Below are 16391 nucleotides of genomic sequence, written 5' to 3'. Positions count from 1 at the left end.
GGAGCGGCAAATTTTTGAGTTGGGGCACTGACAATAATAATCATTCTTTGTTCCAATAATGATTCTCTTTCTTATGCTTAGGTCACATTACTGGTCTAGTATTGGAATGAAATTACGAGGTCAACTCAAATGTCAACAGCCGTCAACTGTGCATGTCCTAAATGTACCTGCGAAGTCAGCGAGGAGAGCGCAATTGTTCTTCAGGGTAAGTTCTTCTGTTCGACAGCCTGTTCAACAGGGCATCCCAACAATGAGCCCTGTCATGGTGAAGGTTCTTGTGGGTGTAAATGCGGTGAGTGATCAGGGTCACTGATGACGTTGGTGTGGATTGAGGCGTTCATTTGGTGAAGGCCATGTCAATCAGATCAGCTTCGGGGGGGACGGATTTGGCGGTTTTTAGCTGAGAAGCATTGGTGTTACTGGTTTTTTTGGGGGTGCCGTGTAGAGGTTGTGTCCGCGGCCCTTGCCCGGAGATTTATTGGGCCAGCTGCATTGTCGTTACCTAGCTTCATGATCATGTGTACGTAAATGACGCTTCTGAAAGATCCGCAGGCATTGTATTTAGCTTTTCAGCAATTAATTTTCTCTCATGTTTCATGGCCCATTTAAATGCTGGCGAACAAGCGATGTGTAAAGCGCAACTACTCCAATTGGCGCGTGAAATTGAAATAGAAACAAACATACGACGAATGGAAATTGCTAGAGAGCGTTTCTCTTCAAAGACTGATTCAGTTGTCGTAGTGGCAGGTAATGGCGGGGGCTTTAAGGGCATAAATCGCTGAGATTAACTGCGCTGCAATGGATTTACCCCCGCGGCCCTTGCCCGGCGCTTTTGGGGGTGTGAATCGCTGAGATGCACTGCGCTGCAATGAATCTACCCCTGCCGGTCTTGCTGGCCGGTTTTCACTCCATTCAGGCTTGTAACAAGAGCAACAAGTGCTGACTATTTGTCTTAGACCAATGGGAGAGACAATGAGGCAAAGATGCTCAACGAAATGCTTCTCACCACCAACCTGTGCGTTGCTATTGTTGGCGCTATGGCTCTCTTCTATAGAGAGCTTCAGCTGCTGCAACAAGATCACTAGTTAGTCAGCTCCCAATCATTCACAACAGCCCTGCACCTTTAAAAGCTTCGATAACTTCTGCTTCCGCAGCGGGATCGAGGTTCATATCAGCGATGGTGTCCTGAATGATGCGCCTGGTGATGGCGAACCATTCCTTGCGCGTTGCTGAGCGTGGCCAGACGTCTATTTCAAGTACTGGTGTTGGAGAGACGTGATCAAGGATGATCGGCATCGTTATCGGGCGCGTCTCTGAACGACTTGCGGTCTAGGTCCACATTTTTGACGGTACTTAGCCATTATAGTGTTAGTCATTTCATTCTCATGAAACAACCTTCACTCAACAATGACGACAATTTCCAGATCTTTCTTCAAGGTCGCAACAAAAAAGCTAAATATTTAAAATATAATCTGTCACTCTTTTCGAAGGGTACGAATAAAATTGAATTAATCAGTGATAGCTTTGATGGTGATACAACAATTCACTTTGCTAAAAACAGAAAAGATGCAAGAAAGGTTCATTCAACACATGATGTTGATTTAATTTTTGATCAAAAGAAAGGTTTTCTCTATAGGAATCGCAATGGAGCTGGCAAAGGGTTTGGAAAGAAAGGTGGCGTAATTGCTCGTCTTAGCAATTTGTCAAATATTGATTCGAGCGACTTCCTATTTTCTAATTCCAGTAATAGAGATTTAGGAGAATCGTATCAAGGTTCAGATGAATCTATGTCATCTGATTCTTCTAGTACCAGCCATGGCGATTATAACTATGGATATCGCGGGCAAAGTTATTCTAGATTGTCTAATCCCGAGAATAACCTTGATTGCGGGCTTGATGCATTGTTGGATATGCAGACTAGTCCTTTCTGCACATTCTAAATAATAAGATCTTGTGGAAGGCGATTCACGATCAGGTCAGCCTGAATAGGAAGCTGACGTTTGGTCACTAAAACGCGTATTTGGGATACATACAGCTTGGCTTTTAGGAGTATTAATAAATAGTCAGTTTTACAGAAGACTGTCGTCACCGTAGCGATTGTCCTGGCTTTCGTTCAGACCCTTAGGTGAGCCTCGATCAGCTTGTCATTCAAAGTGCTGGATAAGCATTCGCAAAACCCCATAGGGCGAGAGCTGTGATGCAAGCAAAGACGACAGCAGTTGAAGCTGCCAAATCAGCTTTCTTCGACTTCTGGACAAATTGAAGTAAGCGAGCCATGGGTTTAATGCTTAACCCCCCTGTCATGGCTCAGCAGGTCTGTTTGTTCCATCAATGTGAGTGAGCCCGCATCAATAGTCGGCACATGATGTCGGTGAAGCCGCAGCTGCACAGGCAATTTGAAGCTCACTTCCGTGGGAGCCACTCGCATAAGCCGTTCCGGCGCTGACATTCCATTGTCACGCTCTAATCACCTGAACAGTGGCAAAACCTTGGGATGCCTATCAAATGGCTGACTCCTTCTTCGTGCTTCCCATGCAGATGTATCTCGCGGATTGCGTTTTTCCTGAGAATGAAGGTCAACTGGCTGCTTACAAAAGCTTCTGTGAGCTGTGGGATTCAGGAGATATGGCGAAGCTAGACAACTTTGATGGCTTTGAAATGTTGTTCCGCGTCCACGCACCTGGCGCAGGCAGAGTAACAATTTTGTTTAAGGCAGAGAGTGATGCTCAGATCTTTGAGGCCTTCGCGCCATGGCGTGCTCAATTCGGCATTGAGATGGACTTCACTCCTGTAATCGGGTGTCAGGATGTGGTCGATTACCACAAAAAGCTTTTCGCGAAGATGTCCTGAGCAGTGCGTAGGTAAGGCAGTACTGGCAGGCCTCACGGGAGAAGAAATAAGCAGAACATTCCACCGTGCTGTCGTTATCTGTTGACCACAAATTTGATTAGTTTCGCTAATAGATAATTCTAGGCAGTTTAGCCCAACTTATCTGACGCTAAATAATGAGGGCGATCTGAAGAAACCTACGCTGTACTACACAAGAAGGACCCGTATTCGTATTAGTTACGTGATCTGACCGTGCTGCTGTCGATATAAGTTCCATGCATCTTCTTGTCCATGCAGTCATAGAACTTTTGAGAGAACTCAAGGTCAACGCTCGCGCAGAAGCCATGTGCCCTGTCAGCCACCTGCTCAAACTTCTGCATTGACAGGAAGACTTGCTTGTCGCTGGTAGAGTGCGCAGGTGCTGCTGCTATCAAAAGAACCGAGATGGAATATGCAAACAATTTCATGGGGCATTCCTCCCTTTTCTGGTAGCTTGCGCAAAAAAGCGTCATTCAACAGATATCTTCACAGAACTTCTTGAGTCAAATATGAATAGAAAATAAATACTTATTTGCGAAATAATAATCTTTAGCGAGTCTCTTGTTTCCTGCGGCTTATGTTCTTCGTCCAATCAGGAGAGAAGAATGAATGCTTCAAGGAAATCTCCGGCCTGCGTTCTGCGCTGGAGCGTCCAAAAGGTGAATCAGAATCTATACGCCGTTTCTGCCACGATTGATGGGCGTGAATATGACTTTGTAGGAAACTTTAAGTCAATCACCGATGCGAACAAAGCTGGACGCAGGTACGCATCCGACCTTTTGCACAATTCAATTTCTGGAGGACGTCTATCGCTCCGATCCTGATCGTCGGCGACGTGGGCGATTGCTGGGAGGCATACGTTGCTGGTGGGCTGAAGCGCATCCCGAAGGAGCACGTCCTGGACAATCTTCCAACACGTGGTGGGCGGCCGCCGGCAGACATACATCCACGACACGCCTAAGCGAATCACAATCGAGAACTAAATGCCAATAGCAGTGCTTGTAACTACTACAAATACCTTGAAGATTGCGGCGAGAGCAGGAGCAATAAATAAACAAATACCTACAACACAGGTTGTAAATGCTGTTTTGAGCTTTTTAAGGAAATGCCTCATTAGACAAAGACAGCACCGATGAGGATGGATGCGCCAATTACAGCACAGACATTCCAAGCGACATTCACGGCAAAGGTAAAAAGTGCCGTGCCTGCTGAAATACCAGATGAAAGAGACCGTCTTAGCCAATTCGGCATCTCAAGAAACCTGAATCACACGTATTCATTCTGCGGCCTCTATGTTGAGCTGCTCGAGCAGGTCTGCAAAAGATGACAGATCGCTTAACGGTCTCCCGAAGGAGCTGGCTTTCCTTATGACACCAGCCTCATCTCACTGGTGGTGAACATCGCCTCCATCCGTTTTTGACCATTATCTCCCACGCCTCAATGGCCTTGTGTCTAGCCATCCGTCGACGCGTCGCAGGAATCGGGGAATCAGGCGGGCGCCAGTAAAAGGTGCGCAGTGTCACCCACTGACCATCTGCTGTTGGCTCTTCAGGCTTGAACTCAACGACTTTGTGCTGGTCAACATTCACCAGCCATCTGTGGCCACGTGGTCTGTAGGTTTGGCGATTCTTGTTTTTCACACCATTAATCCTGACTTCGAAGAGATAGGAGCCATGGCTGCAAGCACTGCGGAAAACCACACCTGGGTCAGAGAGCCCCGCAAGAGCTGACATTCCATTGTCACGAACTGATCACCTGAACAGCGGCAAAACGTCAGGATGGCTACCACGCAGGTGTCTCTTCTTTTGTAACTCCCATGCAGATGTATCTCGCGGATTGCGTTTTTCCTGAGATTGAAGGTCAACTGGCTGCTTACAAAAGCTTCTATGAGCTGTGGGATTCAGGAGATATGGCGAAGCTAGACAACTTTGATGGCTTTGAAATGTTGTTCCGCGTGCACGCACCTGGCGCAGGCAGAGTAACAATTTTGTTTAAGGCAGAGAGTGATGCTCAGATCTTTGAAGCTTTCGCGCCATGGCGTGCTCAATTCGGCATTGAGATGGACTTCACTCCTGTAATCGGGTGTCAGGATGTTGTCGATTACCACAAAAAGCTTTTCGCGAAGATGTCATGAGCAGTACGTAGGCAAGGCGGTACTTGCAGGCTCTACGGGAGAAACAATTTGCGGATCATCCACCGTGCTATCGTCTGCCACTAACCACTAATTTAATTAGTTTGGCTAATAGATTGTGCTAGGCAATTTAGGCCCAATTTGTCTGGCGCTAAATGATGAAGGTGGTCCGCAATAACCCACAAGCCGACAGGCAGGAAGGACCCAAGAAGTTACTAAGTGGTGCACCTATGCATCTTATGGGTGTGTGGGGGAAGTACAAAAAGTCCTCTCTGCATATACATATTTTGGGCGACCACCAGTGGAAGCAAGGGTCTGTCTGGTGATCTTGTCCTCCACGTACAAGCCCTTCAGAACCCGATACGCATATCTTTCAGCGCAGCGCAGCTCCTGCGTGATGTCCTCAACCGTCCAGTAGCGGTCGCTCCCTGCAATCAATTCCAGAGCCTTTTCCGCGAAATGGCTTCGTTGCTTTGGAGTCATGTCCTCTTCATTCGTGACCCCCTTCAGAAGAAACGAGTAGTCCTCATCGCTTCCCTCCAGATCCAACGCTGTGCCGTCTTTGCAGGTGCGCCCTTTGAAGCACTTCAACCGCATCTGAATTCCCTGGCCTGACTGCTGCTTATCCAACCTCCAGATCCCCCAAACATCGCTGGAAGCCCAGACCTGACTGCCGGCGCCATAAATAGAGTCAATGGTGATGGCGTTGGTTGTTGACTCTTTGCTCTGCTTCCTGAGGTGGGCACTCATCACCACGGCAACGCGATTTTTAGAAGCCCATGTGTTCAGTGGATAGAGTTCGAATCCAAACTCCGCGTCATTCATGCTCGGGCCATCTGGCCTGCCAGCACCCAGTAGCGTCGTCAGGCTGTCCAAGACGATCAGGTCGTAGCCCTGTTGCCTCTGGAGAGCCTTGAGGTTGTCCTCGTTGAAAGAACTCCAGTCAGTGAGTAGATGAAACTCTCCACGGGCCCGCATGACCTTGAGCTTGTCGGCTGCGTTCTCAGGGCTTTCATCGGATTGGATGAAACAGACCTTGCCTCTCTTGGCCGTGAGTTGACCTATGAAGACCGAGCCGTTAGAGACGGCTTCCGCCAACCCATAGAGAAGCGAGCTTTTGCCTGACCCAGAGGCGCCAGCAAGCAAAGTCAGCCGACCACGGGGGATGAACTCATCAACGATCCAATCCGTGGCCTCGCGCGTCTTCAGAACCTGCTTGGCGGACTGAATGGGGACTTTTTGAACATCCCCCTGACACCCCTCACCCAAAGAATCGCCAGACGGAAATTGGAGATCGTGTTGAAGAGTCTTGGAATAGAAGCCATCCTTCATTTTTGAAGGCGAGAGGAACGCATCAGCAGGCAAATTCCCCATATCAATCAACGTTTGGAAAGACGTTCTTTCGTCTGCCTGACCTTTCATGACCCTGCCCTCGCACCGGGGGCACGGCCGTAGGTCTCAACCGCCTCAGCAGGCATCCGACGGAAATCGGTGAACGCCTGGATCGCACTGTGGACATGCCACTGAAGAGTGCTGCTGGTGCTGAGGCCAACCCATCGGTAGTCCCGGCCTTCCTTAAAAGCGGGATCCGATGACGCCGGAGCTTTCGCAGCGTTTGCGGATGAATGCCAAGAGCGTCAGCGCACTCCTGGGTGGAGACCCATTGGGTCCCGGAAGCGTTGGTTACGGACACAGCATCTCTGTTCTGAGCGAGCTTCAGGTAAGGCCGTCCGCTAAGCCATCCCCTCGTCTTTGCCGTCCTGTAGCTGTCTCCGCTTGCGGCTTGCTGCCCTGCACCACCTGTTGCGACCTGTCAGAAACACTTGCCCAACCAAGCCGAGAGAACCGCCGACAGGACTACCTCTCATTTGACTAACACAGGAGTCGTTGGGACCTGGTCTGCGCTGCTTTCAAGATCGGACGGCTCCGACCTAGTACTAAGAATTTGGGACTCTCATCAGCGCCTGTCGACTGCACAGAGCTGCTCCGAGCGGTTTATCCCGAGATTTATCCCGAAGCTGATTTATCCCTAAAACCAGTTTCGCCGAGATCGCTTGCGGTGGACAGGTTGAAGGCCCCTTCCAGGGCCAATGAGTCATTTTGGTGATAAGGCTGACTTCACCCCATCTCCCCTAAGGGTCAGGCAGCAACAGGGGCTGCTTGACGGGAGAAACGAACGATGTTGTTCGCAGTTACGGGTTTGCTCTCACCGAGCAGGCTTCAGTCACCCTCCTCATGCCCCGTCGAAACCATTGCAGCCCCTCGAATAAGGGTGAAATGGAGCTGAGCGGAATCGAACCGCTGTCCGAAACACTGGTGTGGATCACCTAGTCCGGAAACCGGACCCTGTCATTCTGACAGCAGTGGTGACCTGGAGCACAACGGTCTTGGGTCGAGGGAACCGTCTCAATGGCGTTGCGGTGCTGCCCCAAGGGTTGGAAACGCTGGGCTGCGACGAACTGGTTGCGTTGGGTGCCCATGGAGTCCAGCCCCTGCGCCGAGCAGCCGCGTTTCAGGCTGATATACCCTGCCTCTACCGGCTGCATCTGCAAGCTCGACTGCCCTTCCGTCTGCTGCGGGAGATGGCAGACTTTCCCTGTCAGGGCCGGAATGATCTCTACGACGGCATCCGCAACGCCCTGAATTGGGAGCGGTGGCTGCATCCCTCAATGAGCTTCCGTGTTGACGTGACGGGTACAGCTCCAGGGCTCAACCACAGCCACTACTCCGCGCTGCAGGTGAAGAACGCTCTGGTGGATCTGCAACGGGAGATCTGGGGAGAACGCTCGTCGGTCGACCTGGACCATCCAGACCTGGCTCTGCATCTCCACCTGAACCGCGGTGGTGCGGTCCTGAGCCTCGATGGCAGTGGCGGCAGCCTGCACCGGCGGGGCTACCGCTCTGCCATGGGAGCCGCACCGTTGAAGGAGAACCTGGCTGCTGGGCTGATTCAACTCACGGGCTGGGATGGCCGGATGCCGCTGGTGGACCCCTTTTGTGGCAGCGGCGTTCTGTTGATCGAAGCCGTCACGATGGCCCTGCAACAGGCTCCAGGTCTCGGTCGACAGTTCGGATTGGAAGGCTGGGCCGACTTTGATCGTGAGCTCTGGGAGCGCGAACACGCCCGGGCTCGGCAACGCCGTCGCTCCGACCTTGATCTGGCTCCCGTCGTGGGATACGAGCAGGATCCATTGATCGCTGATCATGCCCGCGACAACATCCAAGCCGCCGGGCTTGAAGGACTGATCTCCATTCGTTGCGGCAGCTTTGAGCAGCAGACACTCCCTCCAGGACCAGGGCTGCTGGTGTGCAACCCGCCTTACGGCCACCGCGTCGGTGCCGACGACGATCTCGAACAGCTCTACCGATCGCTTGGATCCTTCGTGCGGGACCAGGCATCAGGCTGGCAGCTGTGGTTGCTCAGCGGCAACGCTTCCTTCACCGGCGCTTTACGGCTCAAGGCCAGCCGGAGGATCCCCGTCAGCAATGGCGGTATCGATTGCCGCTGGCTGAACTACGGGATCCGTTGAGTTAATCGCGACCCAGTAGGGCTCGTATCGTTCGGCTCAGACCTTCAAGAGTCTGTGGCAGGAACGGAGCTTTGAGCACCTGACCGCCGATGCGCAGGCTGATTCCCGCAAGCACCAGATTGGCGCTGGCCAAAGCCAGCAAGGCCTGACTCAGGCTCAGGCTCCAGGTCTGTTGAATCCACAGCACCAAAGCCACCTCGCCGGCCAGCAGCGCCAACAGCATCGAGGTGCCACCGATGGCCATGAACAGACCACCACTGATCAACCGGCGCTTCTCCCGATCCACCTCCTGCAGCGCCATCCGCACGTGCAGATCCATCACAGAGGCCGCTAAGGCCGTCACCCGTGCAGCGGCTCCGAATCCTCGCGATCGTTGTTGAGAATCAGTCATCAGGAACGCCGTCCACCACTGAGCAGCGAGCCGATCAACACACCCACCCCAAGGGCTACGCCCACAGCCAGCAGTGGCCGCTGCCGCACAGGCTGTTCAATCCGAGGCCGCAGAGTTGTGTTCAGCTCATCCAGCAACTGCTCCAACTGCTGTTCCAGCGGATCAAGACTGTCGGCCAGATGACGTCCGCCTTCTCCCGCTGAGTGCATCAGCTCCTCCAGCTGCTCCCGCACCCCCTGGGGGGTCAGTCCAGTGTTCTGCTCGATCAATCGCACCACCTCATCCATGCTTCCTCGAGTTGCTTCGAGGGTATGTTCAGCAAGGTCAGGCCAGCGCTCACGAATCGTTGGAAGCAGGCTCTCAAAGCGCTCTCGAAAGTGGAGCTCAAATCGACCATTGGATTGTGGCGATTCACCGATCATGCGACGATTAATGGAGATGATCTGATAGTAATCACTTTATTTTGATTTTGCTTATAATTATTCAGCGAACGTTTCTCAAAACACCATGAGAATCAAAGCTACTATCAAAGGCTTCAGAAGGTGTCAAGGCTTAACAATAGAATTACAAGATAGCAATGGAACAATCATCGCAAAGGCAGACAACATCATAAAAAATCGCTTCAACCTGAAACTCAATCAATCGCCATTTTAATCAAGGGGAAAGACATCCATCCAGACCAACCTGATTGACAGCAATGGCGAAGAAGCCAACTTCACACGCAGGGGAATTCGGCATGACCTCGCACCAGACAGTCAGGCCTTCAACTTCAAACTCAACAGCCAGAAAAAATCGCAGCATCTGAAACTCAAGCCCAAGACACAAAAGCTGGAGGTTGATGAACTATCCGAGCCCAGTTGGAGCCTCGGACGTCTCCAGTCCCTCGGGGCAGCAGGTGTGAGCCCCCACCTGGAACAAACCTCCACTGGGTATCGCCTGTCCTATGCCGCCGATGGCAGTCTCACCGTTGCCGATCTCAGCGACAATTTCACCCTCATCCCCGGGGAAGCATGGACCGCGCTGCTGACTTCACAGTAATCACCAACGCTGCCGGAGAACGCCGGGCCTTCTACGTAGAACTCAATCCCCAGACGAATTTTAAGGAAATTTTCAGTGCTGACATCAGTGACGATGGCCTCAGTCTGAGCAATCGCGTCGCAACCGGGTTTTCTGATCAAGGCGCCTTGGCCTGGGGAGTGCCGGACGCCGTCCGTCTTCCGGATGGACGCGTCCGTCTTTACTGGGTGGAAGACCCCAACCAGGCTGTGCAGGCCGATGAAATCATCGTCAGCGCCACGTCCACGGACGCCTCTGGAACATCGTTCCTGCGTGATAGCGGCAGCAGAACAACCGGCGGCTACGTGGATTTCGAAGTGCTCAAGGCCGAAGCCGGTGACTGGTTGGCTGTCATGTCATCCTCACCTGAAACGATCCCCAGTCGATCCCAGGGCATATGTCGGCACCTCGAGCGATGGACTTTCCTGGAACGTGCAAACCAATAACCTTGCTCCCGCGGGAAAGAGCTACCTCGACCCCACCGGAGTGGCGATAGGCCCCAACCAGTGGCAACTTGTTCTTTCGGAGAGTGAATCCGTCTTGGGTGATCGGTACTACACCTTGGTGCACACAACCTTGGCCCTGGCCTGACTATGCCGCGCTACTCCCTGTTGCTTCATACAGACGCACCGAATGATCCTCTAGGGACCCACATCGATCTTCTTCTGGAAGATGCTGAGAATTGCCGAACTTGGCGAATACCACAACTGCCCCATGCAGGTGGCGCATCTCAGGAGGCTGTCCCTCTGCCACCCCATCGATTGCTCTGGCTGGAGCCCCGCAGTGCCGCGGTCTCGGGAAACCGCGGATGGGCTGAGCGAATCTGTTCAGGCCAGTACAGCGGAGTTCTCCCAGACGACGTGACCGCAGCCGTGAACGTGATTTTGAGCGGAGATCTTGAAGGACGCCTGCAAATCAACAAAGGCCGCTGCCGTTTGTCAAACCCTTGAGCTTTTCGTCAGCTCCGCTACTTTCAGCTCGCTGACAGCCCCCGTTCCTGTTGGTTCACATCAATCAGGTCGGGCTGACGCAGTTCAAGTCGTTCGGTGGGGCGATGACGATCCCCCTCGAGCAGGGGTTCACCGTGGTGACGGGACCGAATGGCTCGGGCAAGAGCAACATTCTTGATGGCGTCCTGTTCTGCCTCGGCCTGGCCACCAGCCGGGGGATGCGCGCAGATCGTCTGCCGGATCTGATCAACAGCGCCGTGCTCAAGGCGGGCAAGGCCGCCGAGACGACGGTGAGCGTCCGCTTCGACCTCAGCGACTGGCAGCCGGATGCCGCTGAAGACGGTCTCGAGGCGCCGGAGGAGGGTCCCTGGATCAAACAGGGGCAAACCGAATGGACAGTCAGCCGCAAGCTGCGGGTGATGCCTGGGGGCTCGTACAGCTCCAGCTACAGCGCCGATGGGGTGGCCTGCAACTTGCAGCAGCTGCAGACCCAGTTGAGGCGGCTACGCATCGACCCCGAAGGCAGCAATGTGGTGATGCAGGGCGATGTGACCCGCATCGTCTCGATGAGCAACCGCGACCGCCGCGGCCTCATCGACGAACTGGCCGGTGTTGCCCTGTTCGACAGCCGCATCGAGCAGACCCGCCGCAAGCTCGACGACGTGCAGGAGCGGCAGGACCGCTGCCGGATCATCGAACAGGAACTGCTGGCCAGTCGCCAGCGCCTGGAAAAAGACTGCGCCAAGGCCAGGCAGTACCAGCAACTGCGGGAACGGCTTCAGTTGGGCCGCCGTCAGGAGATGGTGCTGGCCTTCGAAGCGGCAGGCCAAGCGCTCAAGGATCTGGCCAGCCGTCAGCAGGCCCTCGAAGAACAGGAGCAACGGGATGCTGCGGCAATCGCCAGCGGCAAGGAAAGTCTCAGCAAGGCCAGCGCCGAACTGCAAACCCTGCAGGAGCAGGTGAAAGCCCTGGGGGAAGATCAGCTGTTGGCTGTTCAGGCCGAGCTGAAAGGTCTGGAGACCAGCGCCCGGGAACTGGAACGGCAGGCTGGCCGCCATCAGGAGGAAGGACAGCGGCTGCAAGGGTTGCGCCATGACCTGGCCAACCGCCGCCAGGACTGGCTGCACCAGTCACGCGAGCTTGAGCAAGATCCCGATCAGGACGCTCTGGCTGCTGCCGAGGCCACCTGTCGGGGGGCGGAAGCAGCGGTGGAGGTGTCCAGGCGGCGCCTCGGTGATGTAGCCGGCCGCTCCGGTGCCTGGCTTGAGGAGCAGAAACGACGAAGCGGCCGTCGCCAGGAGCTGCAGGTCGCCCTGGCACCGCTGCTGGAGGAACAGCAGCAACTGCAGGAGCGGCTGCGGCAGGACGCGGAACGGCTGACGGAACTGCAGCAGGAGCAACAGCTGGACGGCAACGACGAGCAGGCGGTGCAGCAGCGACTGGAGCAGCTGGAGCAGGACTGGCAGACCCTGCTGCAGAGTCTCTCGTCCGGGAAACAGGCGCTGCAGCAGACCGCAGACTCCCTGGCGATCCAACAGCGCACCCGATCGCGACTGGAGCAGGAGCAGACCCGGCTGGAACGGGAGATCGCTCGGTTGGAGAGCCGCCGCGACGCACTTCAAGAGAGCCGCGGCACTGGCGCCCTGCGCCTGCTGCTGGAGGCCGGTCTTGACGGCATTCATGGCCCGGTGGCGCAATTGGGGGAAGTCGATGACCGTCACCGACTCGCCCTGGAAGTGGCCGCCGGTGCTCGTCTCGGCCAGGTGGTGGTCGATGACGACCGCATCGCCGCCCAGGCCATCGCGTTACTCAAAAGCAGCCGTGCCGGCCGGCTCACCTTCCTGCCCCTTAACAAAATCCGCGCCCCAGGCGGTGGCAACAGCGGTGCCGCCTTCGCCCGGGGGCCCCGCGCCGGCGAAGGCGACAACAGCAATGGCCTGGTGGGCCGCGCCGTGGACCTGGTGCGGTTTGAACCCGTCTACGACCAGGTGTTTGCCTACGTCTTCGGCGACACGGTGGTGTTCAGCGATCTCAGCAGTGCCCGTCAGCAACTCGGCCGCAGCCGCGCCGTCACCATCGATGGTGAGCTGCTGGAGAAAAGCGGCGCCATGACCGGCGGCAGCCTGTCCACACGCAGCGGTGGACTGAGTTTTGGCCGCAGCAGCGATCAAGACGAAGCAGAACCGCTGCGGAGGCGCCTGCTGGAACTGGGGGAAACCCTGGCCGCCTGCCGCCGTGAGGAATCAAAGCTGGCCCAGACCCTGGAGCAGCATAAACCGCAACTGCGGGAGCTGGAACAACGCCAGGCCGCCCTGGTGGCCGAACGCAATGCCGCCCGCCGCAACCATGGCCCCCTGCTGGAACGCAGCCGGCAGCGGGCTGAACGCCTGAGCCGGCTGTCGCAGGAGCAGAGCGGTCAGCAGCAACGGCTGGCGGTGATCGGACGGCAGCTGTCGCCACTGCAGGAGGAACTGCACCAGCTGGAAGCCGCAGAACGCAACAGCGACGGCCATGACGATGCCGGCGCCTGGCAGCAACTGCAGCAGGATCTGGAGGCGGCTGATGGCCGCCTGGACAGCGCCCGCAAGGAACGGGACGCGCTGCTGCAATCCCAACGCGAACGGCAGCTGGCGATCGAACGTCTGGGGGATCAGCGCCAGACCCTTGAGGAGGAGGAGCGCCGGCTGCAAGAGGCTGTTCAGGCCCTGGCCGCAACCCACACCAGTTGGCGCGAGCAACAGCAACAGCTGCAACAACAGCGCAGTTCCCTGCAGCAACAACAGTCCGATCTGCAAGAACGGTTCGGCGAGCAGCGCCGTGCCAGGGATGCCGCTGAGGCGGAGGTGGGCAGCCAACGGCAGGCGTTGCAGCAGGCCGAATGGAACCTGGAGCGGCTGCGGGAGGAACTCGAGGGACTGATCGAAGAGCAGCGCAGTGGCGCCGTAAGGCTGCAGGAGATGGAGCAGGCCCTGCCGGATCCCCGCCCTGAAATTCCCGAGGAGCTACGACTTGCAGGGCTGGAAGCCCTGCAGGCCGACCTGCAGGCGATTCAGCAACGCATGGAAGCGCTGGAGCCGGTGAACATGCTGGCGCTGGAGGAACTGGAGGCCCTCGAGCAACGGCTGGCCGAACTCAACGAACGGCTGGAGGTGCTCAACAGCGAACGGGAAGAGCTGCTGCTGCGGATCGAAACCGTCGCCACCCTGCGCCAGGAGGCCTTCATGGAGGCCTTCACCGCCGTGGACGGCCATTTCAGGGAGATTTTTGCCTCCCTTTCCGATGGCGACGGCCACCTGCAACTGGAGAATCCCGACGACCCCCTCGAGGGAGGCCTGACCCTGGTGGCCCATCCCAAGGGGAAAGCGGTGCGTCGGCTGGCGGCGATGTCTGGAGGAGAGAAATCTCTCACCGCCCTCAGCTTTCTATTTGCGCTGCAGCGTTTCCGCCCCTCCCCCTTCTATGCCCTAGATGAGGTGGACAGCTTTCTTGATGGCGTGAATGTGGAGCGCCTGGCCGCTCTGATCGCCACCCAGGCCGAACAGGCCCAGTTCATGGTGGTGAGCCACCGTCGACCGATGATTGCGGCGGCGGAACGGACCATCGGAGTGACCCAGGCCCGCGGCGCACACACCCAGGTGGTCGGACTTCCCGATGCCGCCTGAACTGGCAGAGCAGAAGCCCTACGTCACAATGACGCGATGAGTCTGACCCCTCCCGCGAACGACGCCCAGACCGGGGTGCCCAGCGACCGCCTGTGGTTGCGCTCGGAGCTGATGGGAACGCAGGTGATCACCCGCGACACAGGCCGGCGACTGGGGGTCGTCGGCGAGGTAATCGTCGACATCGACCGCCGCGAAGTAGTGGCCGTCGGACTGCGTGACAACCGCTTGACCCGCTTTCTTCCGGGTCTACCCCGCTGGATGCCGCTGGACCGCATCCGTCAGGTGGGGGATGTGATCCTGGTGGATTCGGCCGATTCCCTGAGCGACGGCTTCAATCCTGAGCGCTACAGCCGAGTGATCAATTGCCAGGTAATCACCGAATCCGGCCGGCAGCTCGGCCGGGTGCTCGGTTTCGCCTTCGATATTGAAACCGGTGAACTCACCACCCTGGTGATGGGTGCCCTGGGGGTGCCCCTGCTGGGGGAAGGCGTTCTCAGCACCTGGGAAATGCCGGTGGAGGAGATCGTCAGCAGCGGCCCGGATCGGATCATTGTTTACGAGGGCGCCGAAGACAAACTCAAGCAGCTCAACAGCGGCGTTCTGGAGAAGCTTGGGGTCGGTGGACCGAGCTGGGAGGAGCAGGAGCGGGAGCGCTATCGCGTCAATTTGGTGCCGGTGGAGAACCAGTTGAGCTCCGGCCAGCCGGTGGAGGAGGAACAACGGCGGCTGACCGCTGCCGAGACCGCCCGCTTCGAGCCGGAGGAGGACATGGAATACGTGGAGCTGGAGGAGCGGCGCCGCGACGAGATGCCTCAGCGCCTTTATCTCGATCAGGAGCCTGAGGATCCGTATCCGCTGCCGCGCCGCTCGATGCCGGTGTCGCGCCGCGTCATGCCACCCGAGCGTGAACCCATGGATGTTGAACCCATGGATGTTGAACCCATGGATGGTGAACCCATGGCAAGGGAACAGATGGATCGCGAACAACCGCAGCGCCGCAGCCGGCCGACAGCTGCTGACGACGACCTCGACGACCCCTGGTGAGGACGGTGTAATTCGCGGGTGATCACCCAACACCTGCGTGACGTCTCCGCCAGTCCGACGACCTGAGCGGCGTCTGCGTGCGGTCCCTGCCCCCACGCCAACAGGGCACAAGCCCTGGACCTGGCTGTACCGCGGCGGAGTTTTGATTCTGCTCAGCCTGATTGCTTACAGCTTTGCCAAGCCCGATGGGTTGGAACGCTGCGTGGAACAGCGCTACCGCCAGGTCCTCAGTGGCCATCGTCTCAGCGATGGCCAGATCCGTCAGGACGTGCGCGTCAGTGAACGCAACAAGGCCACCAACTACTGCAACGGCGGCACCGGGCAGCTGCACTGGCAGCCCTGAGGTTCAACTGGCCTTGAAATCCAGCGAGGCACTGTTGACGCAGTAACGCTGACCGGTGGGAGCGGGCCCATCGGGAAAGACATGCCCGAGGTGGGCATCGCAGCGGGCGCAGTTGATCTCCACGCGCACCATGCCGTGGCTCAGGTCCTGCTTGGTGGTGATGGCCTCCGAGGAAACCCCATCCCAGAAGCTGGGCCAGCCGGTGCCCGACTCAAACTTGGTCTGCGAGCTGAACAGCGGTGCGTCGCAGCAGACGCAGTGGTACGTGCCGCTGTCTTTCTTGTTCCAGTAAGCCCCTGTAAAGGCCCGTTCGGTGCCACCGCAGCGGGCCACCTGAAACTGCTCCGGAGAAAGCGTCTGCTTCCACTCCTCAGGGGAGCGTTCGATCCGCTCGGACATCGGACACCTCAGGCAAA

At 56.6% G+C, this 16391-nt stretch carries 19 protein-coding genes; 11 read left to right on the top strand and 8 right to left on the bottom strand.

The window, feature by feature from the left end:
• Positions 1–129 precede the first annotated feature (129 nt).
• Complete coding sequence (locus SynA1524_RS02075; RefSeq protein WP_186498747.1) at positions 130–300, top strand: metallothionein; 171 nt, start codon at positions 130–132, stop codon at positions 298–300.
• 428 nt (positions 301–728) lie between these two features.
• Here SynA1524_RS02075 and SynA1524_RS02070 read toward each other — a convergent pair whose 3' ends face one another.
• On the bottom strand, positions 729–1076 hold the full coding sequence (locus tag SynA1524_RS02070; protein WP_186498746.1) for a hypothetical protein: 348 nt from the start codon (positions 1074–1076) through the stop codon (positions 729–731).
• A 28-nt stretch (positions 1077–1104) separates the two neighbouring features.
• Positions 1105–1296 carry a hypothetical protein gene (locus SynA1524_RS02065; RefSeq protein ID WP_186498745.1) on the bottom strand — a complete coding sequence of 64 codons (192 nt, stop codon included), beginning with the start codon at positions 1294–1296 and terminating at the stop codon, positions 1105–1107.
• A gap of 89 nt (positions 1297–1385) precedes the next feature.
• On the opposite strand from SynA1524_RS02065, the gene SynA1524_RS02060 reads away from it, so the two are divergent.
• The gene (locus tag SynA1524_RS02060; RefSeq protein WP_186498744.1) at positions 1386–1940 is read left to right on the top strand and encodes a hypothetical protein; all 555 of its coding nucleotides are present in this window, start codon (positions 1386–1388) and stop codon (positions 1938–1940) included.
• Positions 1941–2532: 592 nt separating this feature from the next.
• A complete protein-coding gene (locus tag SynA1524_RS02055) occupies positions 2533–2850 on the top strand; it encodes a DUF3303 domain-containing protein (protein WP_186499446.1) in 318 nt (105 codons plus the stop codon).
• 345 nt (positions 2851–3195) lie between these two features.
• Here the strand turns inward: SynA1524_RS02055 and SynA1524_RS12865 are convergent, their stop codons facing one another.
• Together SynA1524_RS12865 and SynA1524_RS02050 are read right to left on the bottom strand one after the other, a co-directional pair.
• Entirely contained in the window at positions 3196–3345 is a 150-nt protein-coding gene (locus SynA1524_RS12865) for a hypothetical protein (protein ID WP_222930499.1), read from the bottom strand.
• A gap of 902 nt (positions 3346–4247) precedes the next feature.
• Positions 4248–4601, bottom strand: coding sequence for a DUF1651 domain-containing protein (locus SynA1524_RS02050; protein WP_186498743.1), 354 nt, complete (start codon positions 4599–4601; stop codon positions 4248–4250).
• An 83-nt stretch (positions 4602–4684) separates the two neighbouring features.
• On the opposite strand from SynA1524_RS02050, the gene SynA1524_RS02045 reads away from it, so the two are divergent.
• A complete protein-coding gene (locus SynA1524_RS02045; protein WP_186498742.1) occupies positions 4685–5002 on the top strand; it encodes a DUF3303 domain-containing protein in 318 nt (105 codons plus the stop codon).
• Between the two features lie 234 nt (positions 5003–5236).
• Here the strand turns inward: SynA1524_RS02045 and SynA1524_RS02040 are convergent, their stop codons facing one another.
• A complete protein-coding gene (locus SynA1524_RS02040) occupies positions 5237–6421 on the bottom strand; it encodes an AAA family ATPase (RefSeq protein ID WP_186498741.1) in 1185 nt (394 codons plus the stop codon).
• Positions 6422–7362: 941 nt separating this feature from the next.
• Between SynA1524_RS02040 and SynA1524_RS02030 the strand changes: the two genes are divergently transcribed.
• Entirely contained in the window at positions 7363–8529 is a 1167-nt protein-coding gene (locus tag SynA1524_RS02030) for a THUMP domain-containing class I SAM-dependent RNA methyltransferase (protein ID WP_286188629.1), read from the top strand.
• 1 nt (position 8530) lies between these two features.
• Here SynA1524_RS02030 and SynA1524_RS02025 read toward each other — a convergent pair whose 3' ends face one another.
• Both SynA1524_RS02025 and SynA1524_RS02020 read right to left on the bottom strand, forming a co-directional pair.
• Positions 8531–8920, bottom strand: coding sequence for a phage holin family protein (locus SynA1524_RS02025; RefSeq protein ID WP_186498740.1), 390 nt, complete (start codon positions 8918–8920; stop codon positions 8531–8533).
• Positions 8920–9342 carry an ElaB/YgaM/YqjD family protein gene (locus SynA1524_RS02020; RefSeq protein WP_186498739.1) on the bottom strand — a complete coding sequence of 141 codons (423 nt, stop codon included), beginning with the start codon at positions 9340–9342 and terminating at the stop codon, positions 8920–8922. The genes SynA1524_RS02025 and SynA1524_RS02020 overlap by 1 nt, the downstream gene beginning before the upstream one ends.
• A 475-nt stretch (positions 9343–9817) precedes the next feature.
• On the opposite strand from SynA1524_RS02020, the gene SynA1524_RS02015 reads away from it, so the two are divergent.
• The 6 genes from SynA1524_RS02015 to SynA1524_RS01990 all read left to right on the top strand — a co-directional run bounded on the left by SynA1524_RS02015 (position 9818) and on the right by SynA1524_RS01990 (position 15975).
• On the top strand, positions 9818–9958 hold the full coding sequence (locus SynA1524_RS02015) for a hypothetical protein (RefSeq protein ID WP_186498738.1): 141 nt from the start codon (positions 9818–9820) through the stop codon (positions 9956–9958).
• Positions 9931–10422 carry a hypothetical protein gene (locus SynA1524_RS02010; protein ID WP_186498737.1) on the top strand — a complete coding sequence of 164 codons (492 nt, stop codon included), beginning with the start codon at positions 9931–9933 and terminating at the stop codon, positions 10420–10422. Before SynA1524_RS02015 ends, SynA1524_RS02010 begins: the two co-directional genes overlap by 28 nt.
• Positions 10409–10567 carry a hypothetical protein gene (locus SynA1524_RS02005; RefSeq protein WP_186498736.1) on the top strand — a complete coding sequence of 53 codons (159 nt, stop codon included), beginning with the start codon at positions 10409–10411 and terminating at the stop codon, positions 10565–10567. The genes SynA1524_RS02010 and SynA1524_RS02005 overlap by 14 nt, the downstream gene beginning before the upstream one ends.
• 409 nt (positions 10568–10976) lie before the next feature.
• A complete protein-coding gene (smc, locus tag SynA1524_RS02000) occupies positions 10977–14588 on the top strand; it encodes a chromosome segregation protein SMC (protein ID WP_186498735.1) in 3612 nt (1203 codons plus the stop codon).
• Between the two features lie 36 nt (positions 14589–14624).
• A complete protein-coding gene (locus SynA1524_RS01995) occupies positions 14625–15632 on the top strand; it encodes a PRC-barrel domain-containing protein (protein WP_186498734.1) in 1008 nt (335 codons plus the stop codon).
• 37 nt (positions 15633–15669) lie between these two features.
• Positions 15670–15975 carry a hypothetical protein gene (locus tag SynA1524_RS01990; protein ID WP_186498733.1) on the top strand — a complete coding sequence of 102 codons (306 nt, stop codon included), beginning with the start codon at positions 15670–15672 and terminating at the stop codon, positions 15973–15975.
• Between the two features lie 3 nt (positions 15976–15978).
• On the opposite strand, the gene msrB is transcribed toward SynA1524_RS01990, so the two are convergent.
• Positions 15979–16374 (bottom strand): peptide-methionine (R)-S-oxide reductase MsrB, encoded by a 396-nt coding sequence (msrB, locus tag SynA1524_RS01985; protein ID WP_186498732.1) that lies wholly within the window; start codon positions 16372–16374, stop codon positions 15979–15981.
• Positions 16375–16391: the final 17 nt, after the last annotated feature.

The sequence above is a fragment of the Synechococcus sp. A15-24 genome (genome assembly GCF_014280195.1).
In the GTDB taxonomy this organism is placed as follows: Bacteria; Cyanobacteriota; Cyanobacteriia; order PCC-6307; family Cyanobiaceae; genus Parasynechococcus.
This window is presented reverse-complemented; position numbering and strand designations above follow the sequence as displayed.

Excerpts from the sequence above, each read along its gene's own strand:
- SynA1524_RS02075 (WP_186498747.1), top strand. The coding sequence starts at position 130 with ATGTCAACAGCCGTCAACTGTGCATGTCCTAAATGTACCTGCGAAGTC.
- SynA1524_RS02065 (WP_186498745.1), bottom strand. The coding sequence starts at position 1,296 with ATGCCGATCATCCTTGATCACGTCTCTCCAACACCAGTACTTGAAATA.
- SynA1524_RS02060 (WP_186498744.1), top strand. The coding sequence starts at position 1,386 with ATGAAACAACCTTCACTCAACAATGACGACAATTTCCAGATCTTTCTT.
- SynA1524_RS02055 (WP_186499446.1), top strand. The coding sequence starts at position 2,533 with ATGCAGATGTATCTCGCGGATTGCGTTTTTCCTGAGAATGAAGGTCAA.
- SynA1524_RS02050 (WP_186498743.1), bottom strand. The coding sequence starts at position 4,601 with ATGTCAGCTCTTGCGGGGCTCTCTGACCCAGGTGTGGTTTTCCGCAGT.
- SynA1524_RS02045 (WP_186498742.1), top strand. The coding sequence starts at position 4,685 with ATGCAGATGTATCTCGCGGATTGCGTTTTTCCTGAGATTGAAGGTCAA.
- SynA1524_RS02040 (WP_186498741.1), bottom strand. The coding sequence starts at position 6,421 with ATGAAAGGTCAGGCAGACGAAAGAACGTCTTTCCAAACGTTGATTGAT.
- SynA1524_RS02025 (WP_186498740.1), bottom strand. The coding sequence starts at position 8,920 with ATGACTGATTCTCAACAACGATCGCGAGGATTCGGAGCCGCTGCACGG.
- SynA1524_RS02020 (WP_186498739.1), bottom strand. The coding sequence starts at position 9,342 with ATGATCGGTGAATCGCCACAATCCAATGGTCGATTTGAGCTCCACTTT.
- SynA1524_RS02010 (WP_186498737.1), top strand. The coding sequence starts at position 9,931 with ATGGACCGCGCTGCTGACTTCACAGTAATCACCAACGCTGCCGGAGAA.
- SynA1524_RS01995 (WP_186498734.1), top strand. The coding sequence starts at position 14,625 with ATGAGTCTGACCCCTCCCGCGAACGACGCCCAGACCGGGGTGCCCAGC.
- msrB (WP_186498732.1), bottom strand. The coding sequence starts at position 16,374 with ATGTCCGAGCGGATCGAACGCTCCCCTGAGGAGTGGAAGCAGACGCTT.